27 protein-coding genes, 1 pseudogene and 1 other annotated feature are annotated in these 26356 nt (G+C 40.3%); of the genes and pseudogenes, 24 read left to right on the top strand and 4 right to left on the bottom strand.

Annotated features, from left to right (window positions below; all coding sequences use genetic code 11):
• The first annotated feature begins 71 nt into the window (after positions 1–71).
• The 16 genes and pseudogenes from MR181_RS07100 (at position 72) to MR181_RS07175 (ending at position 15234) form a co-directional block, all read left to right on the top strand.
• Positions 72–476 carry a cell division protein SepF gene (locus MR181_RS07100; protein ID WP_191911584.1) on the top strand — a complete coding sequence of 135 codons (405 nt, stop codon included), beginning with the start codon at positions 72–74 and terminating at the stop codon, positions 474–476.
• A gap of 23 nt (positions 477–499) precedes the next feature.
• Complete coding sequence (locus MR181_RS07105) at positions 500–760, top strand: YggT family protein (protein WP_178695423.1); 261 nt, start codon at positions 500–502, stop codon at positions 758–760.
• 6 nt (positions 761–766) lie between these two features.
• Positions 767–1552 (top strand): YlmH family RNA-binding protein, encoded by a 786-nt coding sequence (locus tag MR181_RS07110; RefSeq protein WP_191911583.1) that lies wholly within the window; start codon positions 767–769, stop codon positions 1550–1552.
• Positions 1553–1579: 27 nt separating this feature from the next.
• Positions 1580–2168: pseudogene (locus MR181_RS07115) on the top strand (DivIVA domain-containing protein); the annotation flags it as partial.
• A 382-nt stretch (positions 2169–2550) separates the two neighbouring features.
• Positions 2551–2769, top strand: a binding site (T-box leader).
• Between the two features lie 54 nt (positions 2770–2823).
• Positions 2824–5619, top strand: coding sequence for an isoleucine--tRNA ligase (gene ileS / locus MR181_RS07120; protein WP_242336504.1), 2796 nt, complete (start codon positions 2824–2826; stop codon positions 5617–5619).
• Positions 5620–5708: 89 nt separating this feature from the next.
• The gene (locus MR181_RS07125) at positions 5709–5924 is read left to right on the top strand and encodes a cold-shock protein (RefSeq protein WP_242336508.1); all 216 of its coding nucleotides are present in this window, start codon (positions 5709–5711) and stop codon (positions 5922–5924) included.
• 1 nt (position 5925) lies between these two features.
• Complete coding sequence (locus MR181_RS07130; protein WP_191911579.1) at positions 5926–6477, top strand: NUDIX hydrolase; 552 nt, start codon at positions 5926–5928, stop codon at positions 6475–6477.
• Positions 6470–6715 carry a hypothetical protein gene (locus MR181_RS07135; protein WP_191911578.1) on the top strand — a complete coding sequence of 82 codons (246 nt, stop codon included), beginning with the start codon at positions 6470–6472 and terminating at the stop codon, positions 6713–6715. Before MR181_RS07130 ends, MR181_RS07135 begins: the two co-directional genes overlap by 8 nt.
• Before the next feature lie 11 nt (positions 6716–6726).
• Positions 6727–7422, top strand: a complete 696-nt coding sequence (locus tag MR181_RS07140; protein ID WP_191911577.1) for a 5'-methylthioadenosine/adenosylhomocysteine nucleosidase — start codon at positions 6727–6729, stop codon at positions 7420–7422.
• Positions 7423–7437: 15 nt separating this feature from the next.
• Positions 7438–8604, top strand: coding sequence for a cysteine desulfurase family protein (locus MR181_RS07145; protein ID WP_242336511.1), 1167 nt, complete (start codon positions 7438–7440; stop codon positions 8602–8604).
• Entirely contained in the window at positions 8604–8951 is a 348-nt protein-coding gene (locus tag MR181_RS07150) for a DUF1831 domain-containing protein (RefSeq protein ID WP_191911575.1), read from the top strand. Before MR181_RS07145 ends, MR181_RS07150 begins: the two co-directional genes overlap by 1 nt.
• A gap of 107 nt (positions 8952–9058) precedes the next feature.
• Complete coding sequence (gene mnmA, locus MR181_RS07155; protein ID WP_102169041.1) at positions 9059–10192, top strand: tRNA 2-thiouridine(34) synthase MnmA; 1134 nt, start codon at positions 9059–9061, stop codon at positions 10190–10192.
• 133 nt (positions 10193–10325) lie between these two features.
• Positions 10326–10982, top strand: coding sequence for a histidine phosphatase family protein (locus MR181_RS07160; protein WP_191911574.1), 657 nt, complete (start codon positions 10326–10328; stop codon positions 10980–10982).
• Positions 10983–10997: 15 nt separating this feature from the next.
• Positions 10998–11690 (top strand): tetratricopeptide repeat protein, encoded by a 693-nt coding sequence (locus MR181_RS07165; protein ID WP_242336514.1) that lies wholly within the window; start codon positions 10998–11000, stop codon positions 11688–11690.
• Between the two features lie 24 nt (positions 11691–11714).
• Complete coding sequence (recD2, locus tag MR181_RS07170; protein WP_242336517.1) at positions 11715–14189, top strand: SF1B family DNA helicase RecD2; 2475 nt, start codon at positions 11715–11717, stop codon at positions 14187–14189.
• A 73-nt stretch (positions 14190–14262) separates the two neighbouring features.
• The gene (locus tag MR181_RS07175) at positions 14263–15234 is read left to right on the top strand and encodes a ribose-phosphate diphosphokinase (protein ID WP_191911571.1); all 972 of its coding nucleotides are present in this window, start codon (positions 14263–14265) and stop codon (positions 15232–15234) included.
• A 158-nt stretch (positions 15235–15392) separates the two neighbouring features.
• Here the strand turns inward: MR181_RS07175 and MR181_RS07180 are convergent, their stop codons facing one another.
• Positions 15393–15818: a Spx/MgsR family RNA polymerase-binding regulatory protein gene (locus tag MR181_RS07180; RefSeq protein ID WP_191911570.1), complete on the bottom strand. Its 426-nt coding sequence runs from the start codon at positions 15816–15818 to the stop codon at positions 15393–15395.
• A gap of 269 nt (positions 15819–16087) precedes the next feature.
• Here MR181_RS07180 and MR181_RS07185 point away from each other — a divergent pair, with 269 nt between their 5' ends.
• From MR181_RS07185 to MR181_RS07195, 3 genes are all read left to right on the top strand, one after another.
• Positions 16088–17359 carry a C40 family peptidase gene (locus tag MR181_RS07185; protein WP_242336520.1) on the top strand — a complete coding sequence of 424 codons (1272 nt, stop codon included), beginning with the start codon at positions 16088–16090 and terminating at the stop codon, positions 17357–17359.
• Positions 17360–17458: 99 nt separating this feature from the next.
• Positions 17459–17902 (top strand): DUF3290 family protein, encoded by a 444-nt coding sequence (locus MR181_RS07190; protein WP_191911568.1) that lies wholly within the window; start codon positions 17459–17461, stop codon positions 17900–17902.
• Positions 17903–17916: 14 nt separating this feature from the next.
• On the top strand, positions 17917–18555 hold the full coding sequence (locus MR181_RS07195) for a DUF421 domain-containing protein (RefSeq protein ID WP_242336523.1): 639 nt from the start codon (positions 17917–17919) through the stop codon (positions 18553–18555).
• A 64-nt stretch (positions 18556–18619) separates the two neighbouring features.
• Here MR181_RS07195 and MR181_RS07200 read toward each other — a convergent pair whose 3' ends face one another.
• Together MR181_RS07200 and MR181_RS07205 are read right to left on the bottom strand one after the other, a co-directional pair.
• The gene (locus MR181_RS07200; RefSeq protein ID WP_242336526.1) at positions 18620–19558 is read right to left on the bottom strand and encodes a diacylglycerol/lipid kinase family protein; all 939 of its coding nucleotides are present in this window, start codon (positions 19556–19558) and stop codon (positions 18620–18622) included.
• Positions 19559–19627: 69 nt separating this feature from the next.
• Entirely contained in the window at positions 19628–19840 is a 213-nt protein-coding gene (locus tag MR181_RS07205; RefSeq protein ID WP_003716860.1) for a DNA-directed RNA polymerase subunit epsilon, read from the bottom strand.
• 135 nt (positions 19841–19975) lie between these two features.
• On the opposite strand from MR181_RS07205, the gene MR181_RS07210 reads away from it, so the two are divergent.
• Positions 19976–20464, top strand: coding sequence for a hypothetical protein (locus MR181_RS07210; RefSeq protein WP_242336529.1), 489 nt, complete (start codon positions 19976–19978; stop codon positions 20462–20464).
• Between the two features lie 88 nt (positions 20465–20552).
• Here MR181_RS07210 and def read toward each other — a convergent pair whose 3' ends face one another.
• Positions 20553–21116 carry a peptide deformylase gene (def, locus tag MR181_RS07215; protein ID WP_242336532.1) on the bottom strand — a complete coding sequence of 188 codons (564 nt, stop codon included), beginning with the start codon at positions 21114–21116 and terminating at the stop codon, positions 20553–20555.
• 316 nt (positions 21117–21432) lie between these two features.
• Between def and pdhA the strand changes: the two genes are divergently transcribed.
• From pdhA to lpdA, 4 genes are read left to right on the top strand one after another with little or no spacing between them, the layout of a single operon-like run.
• On the top strand, positions 21433–22539 hold the full coding sequence (gene pdhA, locus MR181_RS07220; protein WP_178695394.1) for a pyruvate dehydrogenase (acetyl-transferring) E1 component subunit alpha: 1107 nt from the start codon (positions 21433–21435) through the stop codon (positions 22537–22539).
• A gap of 2 nt (positions 22540–22541) precedes the next feature.
• Entirely contained in the window at positions 22542–23519 is a 978-nt protein-coding gene (locus MR181_RS07225; protein WP_102169054.1) for an alpha-ketoacid dehydrogenase subunit beta, read from the top strand.
• 44 nt (positions 23520–23563) lie between these two features.
• Complete coding sequence (locus MR181_RS07230; RefSeq protein ID WP_242336535.1) at positions 23564–24904, top strand: 2-oxo acid dehydrogenase subunit E2; 1341 nt, start codon at positions 23564–23566, stop codon at positions 24902–24904.
• A 5-nt stretch (positions 24905–24909) separates the two neighbouring features.
• Positions 24910–26337: a dihydrolipoyl dehydrogenase gene (lpdA, locus tag MR181_RS07235; RefSeq protein WP_191912595.1), complete on the top strand. Its 1428-nt coding sequence runs from the start codon at positions 24910–24912 to the stop codon at positions 26335–26337.
• Positions 26338–26356 lie beyond the last annotated feature (19 nt).

Genomic DNA, 26356 nt, shown 5'->3' on the forward strand with positions numbered 1-26356 from the left:
AAAGATGGGGAGAGGCACTATTTTAGGGCATCTCCCATTTCGTGATTTTAGAAAGGTTAGGAGGAATTGAGATGGCTAATAATCTTTTCAAGAGTCTTTTTAGTGATGGTGACTCTGATAACCAAGAAGAATACTATGATGAACAGACTCCTGTTCCGCAAGGGGATAATAAGGTTGTTTCAATGAATAGTGTTCGCCAGCGTTCAAGTAAAATTGCGTTGTATGAGCCACGACTGTACGCGGATGTTAAACAAATTGCTGATCAGTTATTAAACGATCGAGCAGTAATTGTTAACTTTTCTCAAATGGACGCCAAAGTTGCTAGTCGGATTGTTGACTTCTTGAACGGAACTGTTTTTGCAATTAATGGTGATATTAAGCGGATCGGGAAAGAGATATTCCTTTGTACACCGAAGAACTTTGAAGTTTCTGGTAATTTATCGGATACGCTCAAAAATGATCCGGATAAAATTTAGCGAAAAAGGAGCTTGTAATGGCAATTATTAATTTTTTAGCCTGGGTAATTTACCAACTAATTGATATTTATATCCTGGTGATTGTCATTTGGTGCTTGTTATCATGGTTTCCAAATGCAAGAGGAAGTCGTTTGGGAGAGATTGTCAATCGGTTGGTAGAACCGTATATGCGGTGGTTTGACTTCATTCCGCCATTAGGAGGAATTAGTTTTTCACCGATTGTAGCGATCTTTGTTCTTTACCTTGTTCAGTATGGGCTAAAAGCAATTACCATGATGATTTAATAAATAATGGATGAATTAAACATAAAACAACATTTCCGTGCCGATGAGGGGCCAATTATCGATCAAATTAGTGACTGGATAGTCCAGGCTAATGATCAATATCGTCCGGTGTTAACGCCGTTTCTTAATCCTCGTCAGCAATATATCGCACAAACGCTTGTTAATAGTGATGATAACGTTAAACTGAGATCGTTTGGTGGTTGGCAAAATGCTGAAATGCAGCGGTTACTCTTTTTTCCGTCATATTATCAGCCACAGGTAGCTGACTTTGCTGTTACGGGCTTAGAAGTTGACTATCCACAAAAATTTGCTGAGCTCCATCATCGTCAAATAATGGGAACATTATTAGGTGAAGGGTTAGAACGAGCATCATTTGGCGATATTGTTACTGATGGAAAACGGTGGCAAGTGATGGTTACTAATCAGATGGCTCGGTTTATTCATGATCGAATTGATCACGTTGGTAAGATTAAGGTGAAATGGAAGCCGATTCCACTTGAGGAGTTAATTCTTCCTGAAGATGATTGGGAACAGCTATCAACGACTGTTTCGTCACTAAGAATTGATGCGATAATTGCAGCTGGCTTTAACTATTCTCGTAATCGGGCAAAGCAGTTATTAGAACATGGCCTTGTTCAAATTAACTGGGAAGAAATGCAACGTCCGGATTATTTAGTTCGGGAACATGATATGTTGTCTGTTAGACATGCTGGCCGTTTAAGAATGGATCAGGTTGGGAGCATTACTAGAAAGAATAAGCAGCGGATTACTTTATCAATCATTCGCGCTTAATTTTAAGATCACATGGAGGAAAAACCGATGAGTTTAACTGTAGATGAAATTAATCAAATCCAATTTAATACTAAGATGCGTGGCTATAATCCGACTGAAGTGAATGACTTTATTAAAGAAGTCGGACAAACAGTTCAGGAATTAACCGATCAGAATCGGGCGCTACAAGAAAAGGTAAAGGCCGATGAAAGTAAGCTGAAATACTTTAGTGAGTTAAAGGATTCACTGAATAAGTCAATTCTGGTTGCTCAAGAAGCCGCTGATAAAGTTAAGAACAATGCCAAGCGGGAAGCTGATATTATGGTGCGTGAAGCCCAAAAACAAGCAACTGACATTGTTTCAACAGCTAACGAAAAGGCTAATCAAATTGTTGAAAATACTGCAGAAGGGACTCGGAAGTTAACTTCAGAAACTAGTGACTTAAAGAAACAAACGCGGATCTTCCGTCAACGGTTGCAAGTAATGCTTGAATCCCAATTGGAAGTAGTTAAGAGCGATGAGTGGGATAAGTTATTAGCAAACGATGATATTGATAAATATGGAGAAATTCAAAATATTTTAGGAACTCGTCTTGACAATAATTCGGGTGAAAGTGTAGAATCAACCTCAATTACAACTAGTGATTTTGAATCTGAAAGTACAACTGCTACTGTTGCGGATGAGACGACTTCTGGCAGTGTTGCAATTGAAAGTAACGTTGTATCGGATTCGGCCGTTACGCCAGATTCAGAGGTTGTTGTTAAATCAGAAGAAAGTGAAAGCGCTCCTGCTAGTTCTGCAGAAACAATTTCCTTTAACTCACCTACTGACTTTGCTTCAGCATTTGCCGATACTTCAGCAGTAGCGCAAAGTGATGAGAGTGAGGCACAATCAACGACAACCAATGATTCTGTAGCGTCCCCATCTACCGAATCAAGCAATAGTGAAGATGAGGGTGACACTGTTGTTGTTTTCCCGGATAATAACTAGTTGTTTAAATTAAATTGTAATAATTAGTAACGAAAACGTTGAAGGACATTAGTAGAACAAGAATGATTCAGCGAGTTAGCGAATGGTGTGAGGCTAATATGTAGTATTGTTTTACTTGATCGGTCCCGAGTACCTGGTTGAATATTTAAGTCAGGTCGGTTCATTACCGTTAAACAATGGTTGAGGGAATATTTGATTAACTAAATATTCTGAAAACGGGTGGTACCACGGAAAGCTTCGTCCCAGTGATGGGATGAAGCTTTTTTAGTTATTAATTGTTAATTGAGAAAGGAGAATTGCATATGCGAGTTAAAGACACATTAAACTTGGGGAAAACCAAGTTCCCAATGCGGGGGAAATTACCAGTCACTGAAGCGCAACGTGAAAGTGTTTGGGAAGAAAATAAAGTATATGAATTACGCCAAAAATTAAATGAGGGGAAGCCAACGTTTGTTCTTCACGATGGCCCTCCATACGCCAATGGGAACATTCACATTGGTCACGCCATGAATAAGATTTCCAAGGACTTTATCGTTCGTTACAAGTCAATGAGCGGTTTCCGGTCACCATACGTTCCTGGTTGGGATACTCACGGATTGCCGATTGAACACCAATTGACGAAGGCCGGTTATGACCGGAAGAAGATGAGCCTAACAGAATTCCGTGACCTTTGTCGGAAGTATGCTTTGGAACAAGTTGATAAGCAACGAAAGGATTTCAAACGGTTAGGGGTAAGCGGTGATTGGGATCATCCATACCTAACCTTGAATAAGGAATTTGAAGCTGCACAGATTCATGTTTTTGGTGAATTTGCTAAGAAGGGGCTCTTATACCAAGCCAAGAAGCCAGTTTACTGGTCATGGTCATCCGAATCAGCATTAGCAGAAGCTGAAGTTGAATACCACGATGTTACTGCTAAAACAGCCTTCTTTGTTGAACAAGTCAAAGATGGTAAGGATGTCCTTGATAGTAATACCTACCTAGTTGTCTGGACTACTACTCCATGGACTGTTCCAGCATCTGAAGCGGTAGCAGTAAATGCTAAGTTTGACTACTCAGTCGTTAAGCCCGCCAATGATGAACGGCAATTTGTTGTCGCAACAGAACTTTTGGAAGGCTTAGCAGAGAAACTTGGTTGGGAAGATTATCAAGTAGTTAAGCATGTTGCTGGTAAGGATCTGGAAGGATTAACCACTCAGCACCCATACCTTGATCGTGAACTCTTGGTTGGTGTTGCTGATTACGTTACTGCTGATGCTGGTACTGGACTTGTTCACACCGCTCCAGGATATGGTGATGATGACTACAACTTTGGTAAAAAATATGACTTGCCAATTTTCGCCCCAATTAATGATCAGGGTGTCCTGACAAAGGAAAATGGCGACGACTTTGATGGAGTCTTCTACCAAAAGGCTGATGATATTTCACTACAAAAACTTGAAGATAATAATGCTCTTCTTCTTGAAGAACCATTAAAGCACAGTTATCCATTCGACTGGCGGACAAAGAAGCCAATTATTTTCCGGGCAACGGATCAGTGGTTCGTATCCATTGAAAAGATGCGTCAAAATATCTTAGATGCCTTAGAAGATGTTAAGTACCACCCAGAATGGGGGAAAGTTCGTCTTCGTAATATGATTAAGGATCGTGGCGACTGGGTAATTTCACGGCAACGTGTTTGGGGTGTGCCACTGCCAATCTTCTACGCTGAAGATGGTACACCAATCATGGAAGAAGAAACGATCAATCATGTTGCAGATCTCTTTAGAAAATATGGTTCTAATGTTTGGTTTGAACGTGACGCAAAGGATCTTCTCCCAGAAGGATACACTAACGAACATTCACCTCATGGTAAGTTTACTAAGGAAACCGATATTATGGACGTTTGGTTTGACTCCGGTTCTTCCCATCAGGGGGTTCTAGCTGAGCGGGATTACTTGACTTATCCAGCTGACCTTTACCTTGAAGGATCTGATCAGTATCGTGGATGGTTCAATTCCAGCTTGATTACTAGTGTTGTTTGTTCTGGTCATGCTCCATATAAGGAGATTGTTTCCCAAGGATTTACCCTTGATAAGCGTGGTAACAAGATGAGCAAGTCCCAAGGAAACGTTATTGATCCGAATAAGGTTGTCCAACAAATGGGGGCCGAAATTATTCGTCTCTGGGTAATGAGTGCTGATACCTCTGCTGATGTGCGGGTTTCAATGGGAACCTTCCAACAGATCTCAGAAGCATACCGTAAGTTACGGAATACTTTCCGGTTCTTGCTTGCTAATACTAGTGATTTCGATGCAAACGAAAATACCGTTTCCTACGAGTATTTGAATTCCGTAGATCAGTACATGCTCGTTAAGCTTAATCATTTCCTTGAAAAGATGCGCGCTGATTTTGATAACTACGACTTCCTTGATGCTTATCGGTTATTAATTAACTTTGTTAACAATGATTTGTCTGCCTTCTACATGAATGTAGCCAAGGATGTTCTCTACATTGAACCTGAAAATTCACAAACTCGGCGTTCAATGCAAACCGTCTTCTATGACATCTTGTTAACAATGGTTAAGTTGCTTACGCCAATCTTGCCTCACACAACTGAAGAAGTTTGGAGTTACATGAACGAACCGGAAGAATTCGTACAATTGACTGAAATTCCAGAAGTACGCCACTTTGATGGTGAAGAAGGACTTTTAGATAAGTGGTCTGAATTTATGGGAGTTCGTTCACACGTCTTGAAGAGTCTTGAAGAGGCGCGGAACGCTAAGATGATTGGTAAGTCATTAGAAGCGCAAGTTGACCTTTACGTAAATGAACACAATAAGGAACTATTAGAGAGCCTTGATGCGGATGTTCAATTATTATTGGGAGTTTCAAAGCTTAACCTTCATTCTCTTGATGAAGCAGCTGCTGATGCTGATCAATACAATGATGGCGTTGCGGTCAAGGTCAGTGTTGCCCCAGGAGAAACCTGTCAACGGTGCCGGATGGTTAAGGAAGATGTTGGATCAGATCCAGCTTACCCAACTCTCTGTGCTCGTTGTGCTAAGGTAGTTCGGGAAAGTTTCCCAGAAACAGTTGATGAAGGCTTAGAAAAATAGTTGCCCATCAATGACAAACACCTAGTTAGCGTTGTAAAATACCAAGTGACGTTTATGTTGCTTGGTATTTTTTATTGTAGGTGAAATTAATGTTACAAGGCACAGTCAAAAGCTTTGATCGTGAAAAGGGCTGGGGATTCATCACTGTTCCCCATGAAGGCGAAGTTTTCGTTCATTATACGGGAATTGAAGGTCACGGCTTAAGAATTTTAACTCCTGGAGAACGGGTTGCGTTAGTTATCGTTCAAGGAAAGCGCGGACCACAAGCGGCACATGTTCAACGACTCAGTAAGCGAGGCTATTAAAATGAACTTTGAAGAAAAAACATTAAGTGAGAAGGATGTTTTCGACGGTAAATTAATTAAGGTTGCTGTTGAAGAGGTTGAAACTCCAAAAGGTTTAAAAGCACAACGTGAAATTGTTCATCATGCTCCAGCAGTGGCAATCCTGGCCTTAACTGCAGATCATAAAATGATTTTGGAAAAGCAATGGCGCTCGCCAATTCATAATACGACCCTGGAAATCCCTGCAGGAAAGGTTGATTCACGTGATAGTCGTGATGCCCTCCATGCTGCTAAGCGCGAATTGAATGAGGAAACCCGTCTAAAAGCAGGAACAATCAAGAAAATTTCATCATTCTATACATCGATCGGGGTGATGGATGAATTTATGACACTGTACTTAGCGACAGATTTAACCCCGGTTGAAAATGAACTGCCTCAAGATCGTGATGAGCAATTGGTATTAGAGAAGGTTACCCTTGATGAGGCATTAAAGATGATTGATGAAGGACAAATCGAAGACGCCAAGACGATTATGGCAATTTATTATTGGCGAGGGATGAATAATCATGGATAAGGATCCGCAAAACAATAATGAACGACTGACGCGCCAACAGTATCGTCAGCAACAGACGACCATTTCTAATGATAGTAAAGAGGAGCAACAGCTTTCTCGTACTGATCAGAAAATTGAGCAGGAACAGCTAACCAGTGAGCAGAAGATGCAACGGCTACGAAAACGGTTAAATATTGCCATTATTAGCTTAGTAGTCGCTATTATAATCGTTTATTTAATTTTATTTTTTGTAAAGTAAGGATGAAGAGAATGAAGTTTGGAATTATTTGCGCAATGCCAGAAGAAATTAAGGAATTGACAGCGGCACTAGAGAATGAACAGGTAAAGGAAATCGGCGGTAAAAAATACTATTCTGGACAAATTGATAACCAGAATGTTATTTTAGTTGAATCCGGCATTGGTAAGGTTGAAGCTGGAATCACAACAGAACACTTAATTACAGATTTTGAGGTTGATGTAGTGATTAATTCTGGATCTGCAGGTGGAATTGGCCATGGACTCCATGTTGGCGATGTTGTCATTTCAAGTGAGACAGCCTATCATGACGTTGATGCCCGGGCATTTGACTATGCTTATGGTCAATTACCAGGGAAAGAACCCCGCTTTAAGGCATCTGCAAAGTGGGGACAAGCTATTGAAAAGGCTGGTGAACAGACCGGCTTAAACGTTAAACGCGGGCTAATCGTTTCTGGGGATCAATTTATTGCTAGTAAGGATGCGATCCAAGAGATCCTTCATTACTTCCCTGATGCACTATCAAGTGAAATGGAAGGGGCAGCTGTGGGTCAGGTTGCGACCGATCATAATGTCCCGTACGTTGTCGTTCGGGCAATGTCTGATACTGGGGACGAAGATGCCGGAGTTAGTTTTGACCAATTTATTATCGATGCTGGTAAGCGTTCCGCTAAGATGCTATTACAACTCTTTGCGGATTTGAATAAATAGGGAGGCACATGAAGAGTGAGTGAAGTATATTTCGATAATGCAGCAACAACACCAATGACAAAGCCGGTGATTGATGAGCTGATAAAGCAAACGGAGAATACCTGGGGAAATGCTTCAACGGGATATTCTTACGGTCGTCACTCCAAATTAGTCCTTGAAAATAGTCGTCATGTAATTGCTCAAAGTATTAACGCTAAAGATGAAGAAATTGTCTTTACTAGTGGGGGAACCGAAAGCGATAATACCGCAATAATTCAGACGGCATTAACGCGACAGAATCTTGGTAAGCATATCATTACCACCGCAATTGAACATGAAGCAATTTTGAAGCCATTACATTATTTAGAATCATTGGGGTTTGATGTTACCTACCTGCCAGTTGATGAGAATGGCAACATTTCATTAGCGGATTTTAAGGCAGCCTTACGGGACGATACGATTCTTGTGTCAATCATGATGGGAAATAATGAAGTCGGTAGTCGAATGCCAATTCATGAAATTGGTGAAATTTTAAAAGATCACCAAGCATGGTTCCATACGGATGCCGTTCAAGCTTATGGCCTTTTACCAATTGATGTTGAGGCTGATCATATTGACCTCATGTCAACCTCGGCCCATAAACTGAATGGTCCAAAGATGGTTGGCTTTCTATACCGTCGCGACGGGATTAGTTTTCCTAGTTTTGTTCGCGGTGGTGATCAGGAGACAAAGCGCCGTGCCGGGACCGAGAATGTTCCAGCTATTGCGGCATTTGCTAAGGCAGTTTCCATTGATACGCCTGAAGAAAAGCAAAACCGTCAAGAACGTTACTATCACTTTAAGCAGTTAATCGTTAAACGTTTAACGGATGCTGGAGTTGATTTTGAGGTCAATGGACAGCTCGACCCCAATGCCCTTAACCATGTTCTTAATTTATGGTTTAAGGGGATTTCAACCTATGTAATGCAAACCGACCTCGATCTTGCTGGTTATGCCGTTTCGGGTGGTTCTGCATGTACTGCCGGAAGTATTGAGCCTTCCCATGTACTAACTGCGATGTTTGGTGAGGATAGTCCACGAATTAGTGAATCAATTCGGATTAGTTTTGGGGCGTTAAATACGGAAGAAGAGGTTAATGGCCTGGTTGATGCAATTATTGAAATTGTTAATAAGCTAAAAAAGATTAAAGGAGTTGAAGGCTAATGCAGTTTGCAAAAACAGTTCAACTTCAAGGAGATTCAGATAAATATTCACTTAGTCCAGAAGTTAAACGTTACACTCTGATTGATTTAGGGTTTGAAGAAACTAAACGAGGAAATTTTGAGTATGTTGGAAGTGTTGATACTGACAATCCATTTAAGCCAGTTGCTAAGCTCCGGATCCTGATTTCTGCTGATCTGACTGGGTTTAAAATGGAAACAGTTACCGGAAATGGAATGCGGAAGATTAATATCTTTACTCACCCTCGTGCTAAGGAGTTTGTTGAGCAGTATCATTTTATTTTAAAAGAAATGCTTAAGCGGAATGTTTTTTTAGTAACAAAAGGGTAAATTAATGCAGTGGTTGGCAACTTTTGATACAATAGTTCACACTGGTAACATGCGACCTTCTATCGTAGATTGTTCCAGAATCTATTTGAAATGATGGTGATTAAATAATGTCTGACAAGAGCCATACACGGGTGGTTGTTGGAATGAGCGGCGGGGTTGATTCATCAGTTACCGCCCTCCTATTAAAGCGTCAGGGATATGACGTTGTTGGTGTCTTTATGAAGAATTGGGATGATACCGACGAAAATGGGGTTTGTACCGCAACAGAAGACTACAAAGATGTTGCTAAGGTAGCAACTAAAATTGGTATTCCTTATTACTCAGTTAACTTTGAAAAGGAGTATTGGGATCGCGTCTTCAAGTACTTTATTGCTGAATATAAGAAGGGACGGACACCTAACCCGGATGTTATCTGTAATAAAGAAATTAAGTTTAAGGCATTTATTGATTATGCTAACCAGCTTGGTGCAGATTACGTTGCTACGGGGCACTATGCTGATTTAAAGCGTGATGCTGATGGACGGATGCATTTGATGCGGGCAAAGGACCAGAATAAGGACCAAACTTACTTTTTAAGCCAGTTGGATTACCAGCAATTAGATAAGGTCCTGTTCCCGTTAGCAAACTATACCAAGCCAGAGATTCGCCAAATTGCTGAAGAAGCTGGGCTTGCTACAGCCAAGAAGAAGGATTCTGTTGGGATCTGCTTTATTGGTGAAGACGGCCACTTCCGTGAATTTTTGAGTCAATACATCCCAGCGCAACCAGGAAATATGGAAACAGTTGATGGCAAGGTAGTCGGCCAACATATGGGACTAATGTACTATACGATTGGTCAGCGTCGGGGCCTTGGCCTTGGCGGTAATAAGAAGAGTAATGCTCCTTGGTTTGTCATTGGTAAAGACATTAAGAAAAATGTCCTTTATGTTGGTCAAGGATATGAAAATGAGCATCTTTACGCAACTCACCTAGAAGCTAGTGATATTCACTGGGTTGATGATGTGGTAAGTCGGTATGGTCATGATTTTCACTGTACCGCTAAATTCCGTTACCGGCAAAAGGATGTCGGTGTAACGGTTCATATCTCTGAAGACGAGCAAATGGTTACCGTAACCTTTGATGATCCGGCACGAGCAATTACACCGGGGCAGGCAGTCGTCTTCTATGATGGTGAAGAATGCCTAGGAAGTGCGATTATTGACCGGGCATATAACCATGATCACCTTTGCCAATACGTTTAAAACATAAAAATAATGCAAAGTAGGGAAGATACCGTTATTAGTATATAGGTGGTATGCTTCCCTATACATATTTAGAAAAGTTTGGAACACGGCGATTAATTTTTGTTAAAATAGAGAAAAAAGGTCGAATAATATGACTAAAGTTTACTTAATCCGTCACGGAAAAACACAATGGAATCTTGAATCACGATACCAAGGAGCTAACGGCGATTCACCGTTACTTGATCAAAGCTATAAGGAAATTGAATTGCTTGCGGAATCATTAAAAGATGTTCCAATTAATCATGTCTATGCCAGCCCGTTAAAACGCGCTCGGGTAACGGCAATGACACTATTACAGTACCTCAATCGTCCGGTTCCTCTAACAATTGATAGTCGGTTAAAAGAATTTAATTTGGGAAAAATGGAGGGAATGCATTTCGATGCGGTTGCTAAAAAGTGGCCTGATGTGTTAAAAAATTTCCGCCATCATCCGGACAAGTATGATAGTTCTATCGTAGAAAGTGAAAGCTTTGCGCAGGTGATTAACCGTATGGGGGCAGCCATTAAAGAGTTTTGCCGAAATGATCCGCATGGGTCAATCTTAATTGTTTCTCATGGGGCAGCACTTAATGCTAGTATCAATGCTCTTGTGGGAACGCCTCTGGCACACCTGAAGGATCGTGGTGGCCTTAGTAATACTTCCACTACTATCCTGACTACAGATGATGCTGAACATTTTGAATTGGAAAAGTGGAATGATACTTCGTACTTGCATAAGGCTAATGTTGATCCGACTGATACAATCTGAGGAGAGTGGATTTAAATGACTGAACAACAGACTAACCGTGAAGAACAAAAGAAACAAACAGAACGTTTAGTACATAAGCTGATTACCGCGATTGATGAATATCCTGATAAAGCTAATAACTATTATGACTTGGGATCGTTGTTAACTCGCCTTCAGGATTATGCCCAAGCTGAAGAACTATTTATGAAGGCTTTAGGGATTTTTGAGGCTAAGGGTGATCAGGAAGCTCAAAACCTATTAAATTATGGTCTTGGAAACTTATACTATGAAGTTGGTAAGGTTGATCAAGCGATTAAGCTTTACAACAAGATTGACGATAAGAAATTAAAGGCTGATTCCTACCTGATGCTCGCCCAAAGCTACAGTAAGAAAAAGCAGTATAAGCAGGCCGTTGCTTATGGCTTAACAGCCCATGAATTACGGCCGGAAGATCCAGAAATTGATCAGGCGCTGGGGGATGCTCTTCTTGCCTTGGGTGAATTTAAGCAGGCTGCATCGTACTATGATGCAATTTTAAAGCACCACCCTGGTCGAGCAGATACACAATTTAACCGTGGATTAGTAGCAATGGTCCTTGGAGAACCATACAAGGATTACTTGAATCAAGCACGACAGCTTGACTTAGATTACTACACAAAGAGTGAAAAGCGGATTGCTGAAATTGAAAAGACATTACAAGCAACGCAAAAGCCGCAAAATGATAAATAATAAGTTTAAGGAAGGATGACTTTCATGGCAGAAGAAATTAACCTATTTGAGGCGCCAGAAGAGCCATCCTTTTTTATTGGTCAAGTACAATCAGACATTTTTGACAGTCCTGATTCTTTTTATAAGGTTTTGTTAGTTTCGGTGGAAGATGCTAATTTTGATTGGAATGAAAGTGAAATAACGGTTACGGGGAGTTTCGGTGATCTCCGTGATGATCAAACATATCGCTTTGAGGGTAAATTAATTGATCACCCTAAATATGGTCGCCAATTCCAGGCAAGTTCATATCATGCTAACCAGCCAACCAGTAAAGAGGGAATTATTAATTTCCTCGCTGGCAAGCAGTTCCCTGGAGTAGGGAAAAAGACCGCTGAAAAGATTGTTGATCAATTAGGCATCCATGCAATTGATAAGATTACTGCTGATCCGCATATTCTTGATGGTTTGAAATTACGTGAAGCAGTTCGAACTAGTCTTGTTGAGAACCTGAACGCTAATCAGGGGATGGACCAAATTATCATTGGGTTAAATGACCTTGGGTTTGGCAGTAATCTTAGCAGTGCCATTTTTGATCGTTATGGGGATGAAACTCTTCATATTATTAGTGAAAATCCATACCAGCTTGTTCAAGATATTGACGGAATTAGTTTCAAGCGGGCGGATCAGGTGGCCATTAAAATGGGAATTCCTGCAGATGATCAACGACGAATTTCAGCGTCCATTATCCAATCAATTGATGATTTAACAATGATGAGTGGCGATACTTATACCAGCGCTAAGCCGTTGCTTCAGGGAAGTATGCGCTTGCTTTCTGATACTAATGGCCAACCGATTCCAACTGTTAAGGTTACTCAACAGATTGTTGAAATGGAAAAAAATGGGACCATTCAGTATGAAGATAAACGGATTTATCCGGCAAGTCTGTATAAGGCTGAATGGCAAATTGCCGAAAATTTACATCGACTTTGTCAAAATCAGGACGAGGCAAAGAACGGGAAGCAAATTACGACAATTCTGGAAAACCTTCCAGTAAAAACTGGAATCAAATATGATGAAATTCAAACAGAAGCGATCAAGACGGCATTAACTTCCAAGGTAATGCTCCTTACCGGGGGACCAGGAACTGGGAAAACAACAATTATTAAGGGTGTCGTTGAGGCTTTTGCTGAACTTCATGAAATTGCACTTGATCCAAATCAGTATAAGGAAAAGGCATTTCCAATTTTGCTTGCTGCACCAACTGGTCGGGCCGCTAAGCGAATGAGTGAGGCAACCGATTTGCCAGCAAGCACGATTCACCGCTTACTAGGATTGAATGGTCGTGAAATGCCAACAGAATTAAACGCTAAGGACCTTGAAGGATCACTATTGATTGTGGACGAAATGTCAATGGTTGATACATTGTTGTTTAAGGTTCTGGTTCAGTCGATACCGACATCAATGCACGTTATCTTTGTTGGTGATAAGGATCAGTTGCCTTCAGTTGGTCCTGGACAGGTTTTCCATGATTTACTAGAGTTCGCTGACTTACCACGGATTGAATTAAAAAAGATTCATCGTCAGGCAGCAGACTCAACAATTATTCCCCTTGCTCACGATATTCGTGAAGGGAAAATTCCAAGTAATTTAACGGTCAAAATGGCGGACCGTTCATTTATTGCGTGTCACTCACGGCAAGTACCAGGGGTTGTGAAACAAATTATTGAGATGAGTCAAAAGCGCGGTTACGATGCTAATGATCTCCAAATCCTGGCACCAATGTATCGGGGCGCAGCGGGAGTTGATCGACTAAACGATCTTTCTCAATCAGTTTATAATCCGGCAGCCGCTAGTAAGCAGGAGATTGAATTTCGGGGACAGATTTTCCGGGTTGGTGATAAGGTGCTCCAACTGGTTAATAGTCCAGAGAATAACGTTTTTAACGGTGATATTGGTCGAATTACTGCAATTGAAAATGGCGGTAGCAAGGGAAAAAAGAATGCCACAATGACGATTGACTTTGACGGGAATGAAGTTAATTATGGACGATTAGAGTGGTCACAAATTCGTTTGGCATATAGTATTTCGATCCATAAATCTCAAGGCAGTCAATTTAAGATGGTAATTTTACCCTTAGTCCATGAATTTGGTAGGATGTTACAGCGAAATCTCCTCTACACTGCTATTACTCGGGCCGCTGATAAGCTAATAATGATTGGGGAGACATATGCTTTTGTTACGGCCATTAATAGTCAATCTGTTAATCGACAAACTAGTTTGGTGAAGAGGTTGACTGATGTTTGGAAACATCACGGTAAACTGGAATCGCCACTTGAACAGGGAACAGAAGGGCAGTTTGAACCGGATAATATTGAAGAACATACTAGTGATCGGGACGCCTCGGGGGATAAGTTAGTTAAAGATAAACAAACGATTCTAACTCCTGCATTGGTTAAATCTGGAGAAATCGATCCGATGATCGGGATGGAAGGAGTTCGGCCAACTGATTTTAAAAAATAGTTCAACTTGCACCAAATAGGAAAACTTGCGATAATAACTGTGTATTGTTGATTTTATCTTGAGGAGAATAACAATGACTGAAATAAAAGATGCGAAAAATGTTCGCCTATTTGCCTTGAACTCTAATGAGCCTCTTGCGGAGAGTGTTGCTGATAAGATCGGTCTCCCACTCAGTAAGGCTTCAGTTAGTCATTTTGCAGATGGGGAAATTAAGGTAACGATTGACGAAAGTGTTCGTGGTTGTGAAACCTATATAATCCAGTCAGTATCTGATCCCGTTAATACTAATTTGATGGAATTATTGATTATGGTTGATGCTTTACGGCGGGCAAGTGCAGCCAAGATTAATGTTGTAATGCCATACTATGGGTATGCACGGCAGGATCGAAAAGCACGGAGTCGGGAACCAATCACTGCCAAGTTGATCGCTAATTTACTTGAAATGGATAAGATCGATCGACTAATTACAATCGATCTTCACGCTGCTCAGGTTCAAGGTTTCTTTGATATTCCAGTTGATCACCTTCAAGCTACACCATTATTTGCTAAGTATGTAGAGGAACGTGATCTTGGTAACGATATTGTTGTCGTTTCGCCTGATCATGCAGGGGTTAGCTTAGCCCGCCGCTTTGCAGAACAAATTAAAGCACCAATTGCAATCGTTGATAACCGGAACGATGAAGTTCGTGAACGGAGTAGTCAAGAAGTTCCAGAATACGTTATTGGGGACGTTAAGGATAAAGTTGCCATTATCGTTGATGACATTGTTGATACTGGTGTACGAATGAGCTTATCCGCTAAGGCACTACAAAAATTTGGTGCCAAAAGAATTTACGGGGTTGCAACCCATGCAGTTCTGTCTGGCAATGCTCCTCAAGTACTAGAGGACTCGCCGCTTGAAGAAATGTGGGTAACCGATACAATTAAACTACCTACTGAAAAGGAATTTAATAAACTTCATCGACTTTCCGTAGCGGAATTGTTAAAAGAGGCAATTATTCGGGTCCACAATCACCAATCAATTCATGAATTATTTAAGCATTAAATGAAAAACAGGAGACTATTAAGAATTACTACTCTTCCTAATAGTTTCCTGCTTTTTTGAATGTAATAAAGATAACGCCAGGACTAACGATTACTTTAACTTAGTCTGGCGTTTTTCATTAAGATAATAATTATAATTGCATAGTAAAACGATCTGCTTTAGATGGGAAATGCAAAATGACTTGTTTGAATATCCTGCTTCAGTAATAGATCTGCCAATTCGTCTTTTCGCTCTTGTTGTGAAATAAAAATTCCCATTTTTTCTTGATCAAAGCCAGTTACTAACTTGCTCTCATCACAGATAATTGGATTTTTCAAAACGTGAGGACTCTTCTGAATTGCTTTTACTAACTGGTTAATTGTTATGGTTTCAGAAGTTAACTGAAGTGCTTTAGTATCTCGAGAACGGGTAGAAATCAAGTCGGCAGTCCCGTTAATCGATTTGCTTAGCAGCTCAAGAATTTCTGTTTTAGTTAATGGCTGTTTTTCGATGTTCCGTTCATGAACCGTTAGTTGGTGAGCGGTAAGCCACTTAACTGCCTTCCGTTTTGAAGGATCGTTAGTGTGGTAGTATATACAAATCATGCGATCACTTCCTCCTATAACTAATTTTATTTTATCAATGAAATGAAATTAACAGTCTCAATCCTGACCTGTCTTTAATAAAATTTAAGCAAAATAATCTTTTTGTAACTTTCTTTAGGCCGTTTTTCCTTGATAAAAAAATAAAATCTTTAAAAATGTTAAAATTAGTACAAGAATTTCTAAAAAAATGATATGGTAAAGAAGATTTGAGTTTATCAATTAAGTAATTAGCAATTATTTTTTCGTTTATTTGGAGAGGATGTTTCTGTATGGTAAAGAAAGTACGTAAGTATAGTTCATCAACAAGATTAGTTGCTGGAACGCTAGGAGCATTAAGTGTTTTTGCACTGACTACCCAAGCTAATAATACTGTTGAAGCAAAGGCAAAGAGTTCTAATCATGCTGAACAGCCAGCATCAATGAGTTCTTCTGCTAATGCGGTTCGGAATAGCGGTCAGTTATCATTAGCACCAATTCAATCATCATCAGCTTCTTCTAAGTCGGCTTCAGCTGCTAAGAATGGTATCTATGTGGTTAAGAGTGGCGATACTTTAAGTGAACTAGCTGTTCAATTTAACGTTAGTCTTAATGATCTTGTTGCTTGGAATCATATTCAGAATCCAGACTTGATTTATGTTGGTCAACAATTATCAATTAACGGGGAAAACGTTAATTCAGCAGTAGCCCAATCGAGTACTGCCCCAGTTGCTCAACCACAATCATTTACCGTTACAGGAAATGTTCAACAGTCTCAACCGCAAGTTGTTCAAGGAGCTGTTAGTGGAGCCGCTCAACCACAAGCAATGGGAAACACAGTTCAACAAGCAGTTAATCAACAAGGGCAATCATCACAGATGGTTGGTTCAGCATATACAAGTACAGTAAATGCAGCTGCTTATAATTCTGCTGCTCCGAGTCAACAAAGTTCTGCAGTTGCTGTAGCAGATGATCAACAGGTAAATAGTCAACAACCTGTTTCTGCTAATAGTACTCAAGCAGTAGCTTATAGTACAGCTTCACGGGCAGCCGCAACTAACCAAACTGCAGTACAGAGTCAACAAGTAGCTACTAGTTCTGCTGCATCTCAACCGACGCAACAATCACAAGTTCAACAAAGCCAAGTTGCTCAGCAAGCAACTAGCCAACAAGCTCCAAGTCAAACTAATGCTAACTTGCAATCTGGTTCAGTCGTTAGTTTAGCAAGTAAGATTGCTAGTTCTAACAGTGTTCCATATCAATGGGGCGGAAACTCATTAAGTGGAATGGATTGCTCAGGGTTTGTTCAATACGTATATGCAAATGCTGAAGGAAAGCAATTACCACATAACACCGTTGCTATGGAAAGCTACGTTAATACTAAACCAGTTAACCAGGCTCAATCGGGAGACCTTCTCTTCTGGGGAAACCAAGGAAGCTCATACCATGTAGGAATTTATATGGGGAACAACCAATACGCTGCTGCTGCTAAGCCTGGAACAAATGTTGCTGTATATAACTTAAGCTCATACTTTAAACCAAGTTTCGCTGGTACAGTTAAGTAAACATTAAGGACGGTAAAATAAAACAACCTAAGATTATTCTCACTGTGAACTAGTCTTGGGTTGTTTTTGTAGTTTATATTAAATAGAGAGGCAGAATTGATGACTTTTTATACAGAGAGTTACTTTATGCACCAACAGCAGTTTAATAGCTTAGTGAACTATGCTGTAATTCTGGTATTGATATTATTAGTTTTAATTAACTCTTTTCGTTATTTTCGCCATCAATTACAAACTCGTTATCGTGACTTAGGAATTATCTTCTTTCTTCTTTTGTTAATTTTTGCGGGATTGCAAGTTACTAATTTGGAAAAGACATACTCACAACAGTCACAATCATTACAGATGCGCCCCTTTATACGCGCAGTTGCTAAAGATCATGGTATTAGTCCAAATAAAGTTGTTGTTAATTCGACAACCCTAACTGATGGAATTATTGTCCGCTTCGATAAAAAAGATTATCGGGTAAATTTGAGTCCAAGTGGCGATAACTATACGCTTACTCGGGCACATGTTGTTGATCATCGGGTAATTATTCAAAAATAGAGGGGGGGACGGTTATGGATTACGGTTTAATTACGATTAAATTTGTTTTAGGGATGATCTGCCTTATTTTCCAGATTAATATTCTAGGAAAAGGAAATTTAGCACCGACATCCGCAATCGACCAAGTACAAAACTATGTTCTTGGGGGAATTATTGGTGGGATCATTTACAACCAAGACATTACAGTGCTCCAATTCGTCATGGTTCTGTTAATCTGGACATTGATTGTGTTTATCGTTAAATACGCTAAGGAGCATAACGCGACAATTCAAAATATTATTGACGGTCGTCCGCGACTATTAATTAAGGATGGTCAGTTACTGGTGGATAATTGTATGCGAGCAGGGATGACTGCCAATGAGTTAATGTTCCGCTTGCGAAGTCATGGCATTTATGAAATTGCTAAAGTTAAAAGCGGTATTCTGGAGCAGAATGGTCAATTGGTGGTAATTGAAAATAGTGATGAGAATATCCGGTTTCCCTTAATTAATGATGGTCAAATTAACACGGATGTTCTGGAATTGATTCATCATGATGAAAACTGGATTACTGAACAGGTGAGAAGAGCCGGGTTTGAGAGTATTAATGACATTTATCTCGGTGAATATATTCACGGAAAACTACACTTGGTAGGCTATCCTAAAGATAATTAACGTACCAATAAATAGTAAAATGGACTGAGACATTAAGTTCCCGGTCCATTTTTGATTATTGTATTTAATTGTGCGGCTCCTGCCAAAATTGGTAATGACTAGTATCAACATTTAAATCATAAAACCGATTTCCCATGTTTTCGCCATCAATTTGACCAAATTCCAGTGAAGTTGTGGAATAATGGAGAGCTTTAGCATGAAAACGGTGGGCAAATCGTGATTCCGCTAATTTACCGCGACCAAACTGAATAACCTCCCAAAGGGTAAGAAGCCAATTTTTTCGTTCAGCAATGACCATATTGATTGCATCATCATTAACACTGGCTGAACGATCAATTTGAAAGCCGCCACCAATATATGGGTGATTTGTTGCTACTACAATAAAGGCATTAGCAAAAATATAATGGTGACCTTGTTCCTGAAGGGTGAGTTGGAACGGCTGCTGATCATAAATAACACCGAATGCCTTGCTGAGGTAGGAAAAGTTCCCTAACCGTAATTTATTGAGCCCCTTTTTAGTCTTTGACGAGTTGGTTCGGCTAACAATTGCGGCATCAAAGCCAATTCCAATGTTGTTGAGAAAATAACCTTCTTCATTCTTAATCGACTCGGTGTAATGACCAATTGTAATGGTACGTGCCTTGGCTGTGGAAATTATTTGCTGGAGAGCTTTTTCTGGATTTAACGAGATCCCATAGCCACGAGCAAAGTCATTGCCGGTTCCTGCAGGAATATATGATAGTGGAAGGGCGGAACCGGCTTTTATTAATCCATTTAGGACGTTGTGAAGGGTTCCATCGCCACCGATCACAATTACAACGGTATCCGAATTGTGAGGGTAGGCTTTAGCAATTCGCTTGGCAAAGAAAGCTTCATGATTAGCATAATCAGTTTTGTGGAGGGAATAATCTAACTGTCCTTCAATAACTGGACGGAGAATGTTCCAAGTTTTTTGAGCTTTTCCATTTCCTGCAGTTGGATTTAGGATTATCTCGTAATGCATAATTAGACCTCCCTAGGATCAAGTAAAAGACAGTCGAGAGATTTCCTTCCCGACTGTCTTAATTGGCAATTAGAACTTAGTAATCTTAAAGTTTGGATTTTGCTTTTCATATTCCAAAGCTTTGTCATCTAATTGTTCAACAAATTCAATGTTGTAGTCAGTATTTTCTTCAACCAATAATAATGCTTGAGCCTCTGAATCAGCTTCAATATACAATGATTGAGTATTTTCACGAACCGGTCGTTTAGTTGCATCGGGTTGGTAGTATACCTTGAAAGTCATACTGTAAAATGCTCCTTATTATGTTATTTAAACTTTAGTTACTTAAATTATTTTAGCACATCTAATCAACTGTGTTACTTAAAATTGTAAAATGGTATGATTAAGTTAAATATAATTAAGAAATGGGATGAGCCTATGTCGTTCTTTTGGCTAGTTCTCTTAGCGGTTATTGTTGTTATTCTTATTTATGTTGCCGTTCATCGCCTATTGATTAATCGTGCAACACTAATGTTAAAGAATCAGGCCCAATCAATAACCGATCGGGCAGTAAATTATTGTCTTACTCAGCTAACCGGTCACTCTTTTTCACTATCTTCCGAAATCGTTGCGGACGTTTGGGGGAAAGGTGTTTTAGCATTTGAGTTTCACTTTACTCCGATGCAATACCATCTTACAGACAAGCAGTTTAGCAGGGCGGATCTTGAAAAAGAACTAACTGACTATGCTAAGCAAAACCAGATCCAATCCTTTGAGAAAAGTTCAACGGTCTTTAAAGTAACCGATTGGTGGACGTATGAGAATGTTCTGCATATTGATGTTGCGTATGTCTTAAATGAGGCTACACGAGAATATATTGCAGATCTTCGCCGGTTGGATCAGCATGATCAAAAAAGCAAAAAATAACCTTTTACGAAAATCGAGTCCCTTATAACCAAAAGATGCTCCAGTGTTCAGTAGTTACCGAATACTGGAGCATTTTTTATAAGTAAGTTTAGCTAATCATGATTGTATCATCAGGGGCCTTAAATGGATCATCATTATTAATATGATCGTAGAACAGAACACCGTGAAGATGATCGATTTCATGTTGACAAACGATTGCTGGGTAATTTTTCAACCGAACTTGATGAGTCTCACCCTTAACATCCTGATAGCGTAAAGTGATGCGGTCATGACGAGGAACATATCCGGGAACATCCTTATCAACTGAAAGACAACCTTCGCCTTCAGTGAGTGCTCCATATTGCACAGATTCACTGACAATTACCGGATTAATAATAACATCTTTGAATGAAGGTTGATCGTCATCTTCGTCTAGGGATGGAACCAAGACAGCAGCCATTTGCTTTGAAATACCAACTTGTGGAGCGGCCAGCCCGACACCTGCACGGAGCTTATATTTTTTACATAGTTCTGGATCCTGGCTCACTTCAAGATATTCCATAGCACGCTTGGCAAATTCTTGATCTTCTTCTGAAAGTGGAAATGTTACTTTTGCAGCACGCTTCCGTAAGACAGGGTCACCATCGCGAACAATATCTTTCATTAAATACACAATGATCATCCTCCAAATAAAAAACTAATCTACATTATTGATCGTTTAAAGTTGATTGTTCAAACAAATAGTAGTTTATCACAAACTGAAATTGAATAAAAATAACGGTAAAAACAAAGAAAAGTAAAAAAATAAAGAACAAACAACCATTTTTGTTGAAAACGTATACAACTTAAGAAAATATTAGTCGAATTAATCAAAATAAGTCTATGAAAGCGCTTGTATTATGTTTAAAGAGAGGTATACTAAATAATGTAAGTAAGGTAAGTAATCGCTTACGATGATGTTAATTGGATTTGGAAAGGGATGTTTTATAATGGCCAATACCAAAGCTGTTGACTTTGCAAAGATTAAAGCTGAAGAAGGCGCTCCATATGCAAAGCCTGTTCAAATTCTCGATAATGATGGGAATGTCGTTAACAAGGATTTAATGGCTAACTTCAGTGATGATCTGTTAGTTGACTTAATGAAGAAGATGGTTTGGGAACGTGCACTTCACGAACAAACCATGAGTTTCTCCAAGCAAGGTCGTTTAGGATTTTATGCCCCAACTTGGGGTGAAGAGGCCTCAGAAATGGGGACCGCGGCTGCATTTAAGAAGAATGACTTCTTATTCCCTGCATATCGTGACTTACCTCAATTGATTCAACACGGTGCAACTGTTGCTCAAATGTACCTTTGGTCAAAGGGTCACCTCAAAGGTAACATGTTTGACGCTCGTGCATTACGTCCACAAATTATCATTGGTGCCCAAATGGTTGAAATGGCCGGTGGTGCTCTTGGTATTAAGAAGAACGGTGAAAAAGATGCCGTTGCTTATGCTTATACCGGTGAAGGTGGTTCATCACAAGGTGACACCTACGAAGGAATGAACTTTGCTGGTGCCTTCCAAGCTCCTGCCGTATTCATTATTCAAAACAACGGCTGGGCAATTTCATACCCACGGAAGCTTCAAACTTATGCTCAAACCATTGCTCAAAAGGGTGTTGCAGCTGGTATTCCAGGTGTTCAAGTTGATGGAATGGATATCTTGGCATGTTATGAAGTTGCTAAGGAAGCTCGTGAATTCGCTGCTGCCGGCAATGGCCCAGTATTAATCGAAACCTTAACGTACCGGTTTGGTGCTCACAGTTCTGCCGGTGACGATCCTAGTCGTTACCGTACTAAGGAAGAAGAAAAGCCATGGTTCGACAAGGATCCATTAATTCGGCTTCGTAAGTACTTGACTAAGAAGGGTCTCTGGTCTGAAGACGAAGAAAACAAGTATGCTGATGAATGCAAGGAAGACTTCAAGAAGGCTATGAAGGAAGCTGACTCTGTAGAACCAGAAAAGGTTACAGATATGCTTAAGCGGACCTTTGAAGTTCCAACCCCAGATATCAAAGAACAAATTAAGAAGTACGAAGCAAAGGAGTCGAAGTAATCATGGCTAAAAAGACTTATATCAAAGCTATTACTGAAGGTATTGACATTGCTTTGGCTGAAGATCCAAAGACCTTGGTCTTCGGTGAAGATGTTGGTAAAAACGGTGGTGTCTTCCGTGCTACTAACGGCTTACAAGAAAAGTACGGTAAGGACCGTGTATTTAGTACACCATTAGCTGAATCTGGTATTTTAGGTCTATCAATTGGTTTAGCCGCTACTGGTTGGCGTCCAGTTCCAGAAATTCAATTCATGGGCTTCACTTTTGAAGCAATGGACTCAATTGCTGGACAAATGTCACGTGTACGTTTCCAATATGATGGTACTAAGAACATGCCAATCACTATCCGTACTCCATACGGTGGTGGTACTCATACTGCTGAATTACACGGGGACGATCTTGAAAACTTCTTTGTAGGTATTCCAGGTCTTCGTGTTGTTACACCAAGTTCAGCTTATGATGCTAAGGGACTTGTTATTTCTGCTATTGAAAATAATGACCCAGTTCTCTTCCTTGAAAACCTTCGTCTCTACCGTTCAGTTAAGGGCGAAGTTCCTGATGACAAGTACACTGTTCCTTTGGACAAGGCAAATGTCGTTGAAGAAGGTAACGATGTAACAATCATTGCTTATGGTGGTGAAGTTTCAGAAGCTCAAAAGGCTGCTAAGAAGCTTGCTAAGAAGAATATCTCAGCAGAAATTATCGATCTCCGTTCACTTTACCCACTTGACACAGATACTATCTTTGAATCTATCAAGAAGACTCACCGTGTAGTAATTGTTCAAGAAGCACAAAAGATGGCCGGTGTTGGTGCACAAGTAGCTTCTGCTATTTCAGAAGGTGCCATCATGTACTTGGATGCTCCAGTTATTCGTGTAGCTGCTCCAAACTCTGTTTACCCATTCCCACAAGCAGAAAATGTATGGCTTCCTGGTGCTGATGACATTGAAGATGCCGCAACACAAGCTGTTAATTATTAATCACGGTGCATACACCACTGATTAAGAAAGGAAGTTAAATCGATATGGCTTATAAATTTAGACTACCTGAAATGGGTGAAGGTTTGACTGAAGGGGACATCGCTTCTTTCTTAGTTAAGGAAGGCGACCAAGTCAAAGATGGTGACCCATTAGTAGAAATTCAAACAGATAAATCAACCACCCAACTTGTTTCTCCTGTTGCCGGGACAATTAAGAAGATCGAAGCAAAGGAAGACGATCATGTTGAAAAGGGTAATGACCTTGTATTGATCGATGATGGCAAGGACGGTGTAAGCACAAACGTTGATAGTGAAGACGCCGAAGATGCTGATGACAGCGCAAACGACACAGCCGCTGAAGAATCAAGTGCTCCAGCTGAAAGCGAAACTCCAGCTGCTTCTAGTGAACCTGCACCTGCTCCAAAGCAAGGTGGAGTAGCACCATTAGCTGAACCAAATAAGCTTGTTATGGCAATGCCATCTGTACGTCAATATGCTCGTGACAAGGGTGTTGACATTTCATTGGTTCAACCAAGTGGTAATCACGGTCAAGTATTAAAAGAAGATATTGATAACTTTAACGGTGCTGCCGCTTCAGCTCCTGCTGCTAATACTGCAACTCCTGCTGCTAGTGCACCTGCTGCAGGTAACACTATCAAGCCTTATGAAGGTGCTGGCAAAGATGCCGAAACTCGTGAACCATTGTCCAAGATGCGTCAAATTATCGCTAAGAACATGCGTGAATCTGCAAATATCAGTCCAATGGTTACTGTCTTTGCAAATGCTGAAGTTTCAAAGATGATGGCTAACCGGAAGAAGTACAAGGCTGTTGCTGCTGACCAAGGAATTCACCTAACATTCTTGCCTTATGTTGTTAAGGCTTTGATTGCAATGATGAAGAAGTACCCAGAATTCAACAGTTCAATTGATGATAGTACTCAAGAGCTTGTTCAAAAGCACTATTACAACATTGGTATTGCTACAAGTACTGATCACGGCCTTTACAACCCTAACATTAAGAATGCAGACTCAAAGAGCATGTTTGAAATTGCTAAGGAAATTTCTGATAACGCTCAAGCTGCTGAAGACAACAAGCTTAGCCCAGAAAGTATGGCTCATGGTTGCATTACCATTTCTAACATTGGCTCAATGCGTGGTGGCTGGTTCACACCAATTATCAACCAACCTGAAGTAGCCATTCTTGGTATGGGAACAATTGCAACTGAACCAGTTGTTAATGCAGATGGTGAAATTGTCGTTGGTCACAACATGAAGTTGTCATTAACCGTTGATCACCGTTTGATTGATGGTGCCCTTGCTACAGAAGCTTTGAACTACTTGAAGAAGCTCCTTGAAGATCCAGAATTATTGATGATGGAGGGCTAATTAGTATGGCTGATGTTGAACAAAAAGATACTGTTATTGTAGGTGGAGGTCCTGGTGGTTATGTTGCCGCCATTCGTGCCTCAGAATTGGGTCAAAAGGTTACCTTGATTGAAAAGGGTGAACCAGGACTCGGTGGTGTATGTCTTAATGTTGGTTGTGTTCCATCCAAGGCATTAATTGCTGCTGGTCACCGTTTGCAACAAGCAAAGGATTCCTCAACATACGGAATTTCAAAGACCGATGCTTCAATCGACTTTGCAAAGACTCAAGATTGGAAGCAACACAAGGTTGTCGACCGGATGACCCGTGGTGTTGAGATGCTCTTAAAGAAGCACAAGGTTGAAATCATTGATGGTGAAGCTGTTATGGACAATGACTCACAACTTCGGGTTATGAAGACTGGTCCTAAGCAATTCATGGACAATGATAATGGCCGGGTAATTAAGTGGAATAACTTAATTCTTGCTACTGGTTCACGTCCAGTTGAAATCAGGGGCTTCAAGTTTGATGGCCGGGTTATTGATTCTACCGGTGGCTTAAACCTTCCTGAAATTCCAAAAGAATTCGTTGTTATCGGTGGTGGTTACATCGGTACTGAATTGGCTGGTGCATATGCTGACCTTGGTTCACACGTAACAATTCTTGAAGGAACCGGTTCAATTTTGAATGGCTTTGACAAGGATATGGTCAAGGTTGTTGAAAAGAACCTGAAGAAGAAAGGAATTGACATTGTTACAAATGCAATGGCAAAGAGTTCTTCACAGGATGACAAGAGTGTTACCGTTAACTATGAAGTAGATGGCAAAGAACAATCATTGACGGCTGACTACTGCATGGTTTCAGTAGGTCGGAAGCCAAACACTGATAACTTTGGTCTTGAAATGACCAGTGTTAAGTTGGATGACCATGGTAAGGTTGTTGTTGACAAGCAGGGTAAGACCTCAGTTGATCATATCTATGCTATTGGTGACATTGTTCCAGGTCCCGCTTTAGCACATAAGGCATTCTTCGAAGGAAAGACTGCTGCTGGTGCAATTGCTGGTAAGAATACCGCTAATGATTGGGTTGGTGTTCCTGCAGTTTGCTTTGCAGACCCAGAATTAGCTGAAGTTGGTATGAATGCTGACCAAGCTAAGGAAAAGGGAATCGAAGTTGCTACAGCACAATTCCCATTTGCTGGTAATGCACGTGCCGTTTCACTTGATGAACCAGAAGGATTTGTTCGTTTTATCTACACTAAGGATAAGAAGAACGTTGTTGGTGCACAAGTAGTTGGCCCAGAAGCAAGTACGTTAGCTGGGGAACTTTCATTAATTGTTAACTGTGGAATGAATGTTGAAGATGTTGCTTTGACAATTCACCCACACCCAACTTTGAATGAACCAATTCAAGAAGCAGCTGATGTTGCTCTTGGTTTCCCAACTCACATTTAGAATGTCGGAAAACATCCAT

Source organism: Limosilactobacillus urinaemulieris, assembly GCF_932750685.1.
Lineage (GTDB): Bacteria > Bacillota > Bacilli > Lactobacillales > Lactobacillaceae > Limosilactobacillus > Limosilactobacillus urinaemulieris.